General features: G+C 55.9%; 1 protein-coding gene. It reads right to left on the bottom strand.

Annotation, left to right across the window (positions count from 1 at the left end):
- Positions 1-112: 112 nt before the first annotated feature.
- On the bottom strand, positions 113-1,696 hold the full coding sequence (locus tag AC1DVH_RS28855; protein WP_477756647.1) for an alkaline phosphatase D family protein: 1,584 nt from the start codon (positions 1,694-1,696) through the stop codon (positions 113-115).
- Between the last annotated feature and the right edge of the window lie 1,280 nt (positions 1,697-2,976).

A 2,976-nucleotide genomic window follows, 5' to 3' on the forward strand; every position in this document is an offset into this window, starting at 1 on the left:
GTGGCCAAGGCCAATGTAGCTGGTATCAGTATCATTAGCGCAACCTGCCAGGCGATGTGTAGCCCCTTCTGTGTAGCTTCCATGTAGAGACCTCGATGGGGTGGGTCTTCAGTTACACGTTTACGGCAACCGGCTGAACAACGGTTGGCAGTACCACCGGGTCGATCACCTGCGTCAGCAGGTATTCATGGCCTTCAACATGCCAGTTTGCCCAGATCCTTCCCCTCTCATCAGGTTCCAGACTCAGCCAGTTCCTTTCTGGAACCAGGAAGTGCCCCTTGAAGCCAATCGGCAACATACGAGCCCGGACCCCATACTCGATGATCTCTTCCCCGGCCCCAAACTTCTCCATGAAGTAAACGGCCACAGCTGCAGGTGGGGTGTGCACTATTCCGGTCGACACCAACTGAAAGATGGCTCCGGCTCCATTTCCATGCTGAGGCAGGGTCGACTCGATTACTGCCGCCGCCGCAACGTGAACGTCTCCGCTCACAATGGTGACCCGGACTCCTTTCGCAGCGAAATTCAACAACCGCTTGATCAGCCGCTGCCTTTCATCACGATGTGGCTTGCTGCGCCAGTGATCGCGCAGGTCGTCCTCGAGTTCCCATTGGCCTGGCAGGGCATTGAGAGCAACCTCCGCGGCGTTCAAGTCGAGGTAGGCAACTGGAAGGCTGGAATACACGATCAGGTGCTTGTGGCTCGCAGTGCCGGGCTCTTCCAGCCACTTGAAAATAGCGTCCCAGGTGTGCTCCGAAGCGATCCGGGTAGGCGTGAATCCCCCCTTCATGGTGAGGTCTGGCTSGCGTTMACTCCGCAGATCGGGGACTAGAAAAGCAACCTCTCCCACGCCGGTATAAGCGAGGCTAAGCCCCTTGGCCTCCGGCTTCTGGCCGGGCACGGCGGACGGGTGTACCTGACCGTCGCCCAATTGTTGCTGGAAGATTCGGTAGTACCGAGTCGCAAGTCGGAACAAGTTTTGGTAGACCTCACACTCGTGCAGATCCTGTGGGTATGAGCCCCAGCCATCAGTAATGTCGTGGTCATCCCACATGGCCACGTAGGGAATGGATTGGAGAATCTCGCGTGGGCCTGCCTGGTTCCAGCGCTGCACATAGAGTTGGGCGAAGTATTCGTCGACTTGCTTTTCCAGCTTCCTGGTCCACTTCGCATCTACCTGCTTACTGTGCGACTGATCAGCCCAGTCCTTCATCTCTCCCGGGATTACCATCAGGTCATCGGTGTAGACCTGATCTCCTCCCAGGAACAGGAGGTGGAACTCCTTGTCCTTGACCTTGTGGCGCGYCGCCATGTCAAACCAGCGCTCGTTCTGCCGATCTTTCACTTTTTTTCGGTATTTGTCGGCAGAGAACCCATTGCACGACCCATAGGCCAAGCGGGGAGACTTCCCGGACGGCGGGACAAAGAAACTGGCTTTTCCGCCGGACACATCACAACTGCATTTCCGGGACTCAAGGCCAGCTTGTTGAATGACCGACAGATCCACCCTCCAGACATCTTGAGTTGGCGCGACGAATGGGATTGAAGCGATCTTGGTGAGATTGTCCACCGTGCAATTGGTTACCGCTGGCTGCGGTTTTGCATCGCCCTTATCCAATACGACCAGGGCTGAGACCTGATACTGACCGTTGTTGATACCGCGAAAATGCAGGATGGGACCGAGTAACAGGCTCATGCGCTGTCCTCCGTGACGGAAATTGGAAGAAGCCCGTCCTCGCTGACCCAATGCACTCCAACAGCGGCGGCCGCAGCTTTCTCGATAGTTGCACTTTGATACTAGCTGGCACCTAAAAAGTTGCCAGATAATCCAGCCGCTCTGTAGAGGGCAATTAATACAGCAGCTCGGCCTGAGAGAGCTTCAGGGCCACAACCTGACAGGCAACTTGAGTCGACGCAGCAACGTCCGCTTTTGGCCGAGGCTGTGTAAAAACGCTTTTGAGCGCGACATGTACTCTAAATCGGACTGGAAATCGCGTTTCTACGCGAAATCCACATCTGCTGACCTGACGTGCCGATAAATTTCAGATTTAACGTAGATGCGCATACTTCAATTTTGGTGAAGCGTTTTTACACACTCTGGGCCGTTAGCTGCCAGTCGTGAAAGGCAGCTAGTAGTCTGATCACGCAACGCCCAGCCACTCCAGGCGCTCCTCGAGATTGACGCGGGTGGCGCGAGCGTCATGCAGTAGACGAATATCGGCGGCGTCATAACCGCTCTCCTGGAGCATGCGGCTGATCAGGTAGCCATGGCCTGCGGGTTCCTATGGCTGCCCATGTGAAACGTCAACAGGCCCTAGGGAGACTCAAAGCCAGAATTGGCTTCGTAGCCTGTAGGTGTCCAATTGATTTCCCGGCCCCCATCACAATCTCCACCTCCCAGGCATGCCCCGGCAAAGGACGCCCCATGCCCACAGAAAACAAACTCACCCTGAACCCGTGCACACCAATCACAACGGGGACGGGCAGCACGCAACGCCCAGGCCGGAAGTTCTGGGACAATCCGCCTGTCAGATGCTGAATTCGCTGCTAAGTTTTGCGCGAGTTTTGCGCAAGCCTGAAACGAGAAAGTGGATCAAGCCGCTAAGTGATTGATCCCCTTACGAAATATGGTCGGGACGAAGTGATTCGAACACTTGCCCCCTAGCACCCCATGCTTGAAAATGGGCATAAGGCCCAGCATTTACTGGCTCTCCCTCTGGCGCTCGCTGCAAACGATGCCTAACAGAGCCAAGCATGAAATAGCGAATCCCCGAAAAAGTCCCCACGCCTTTTTCGGCTCATCTCCGGCGCCCTGCCGAATGATCACACCTTACCTGACTGCTACGCTTCCTCTATCCACGGAGGAATACCATGCCTCACTCTGACCTGCTCCCTTCCCTGCTCTTCAAGATCAACGAGAATCAACTCGCCCTCGAGGCCGCCATCATGGAGCTCACGAACTGGGTTGAGCAGCGC

This window comes from Pseudomonas sp. P4_C3 (assembly GCF_056402075.1).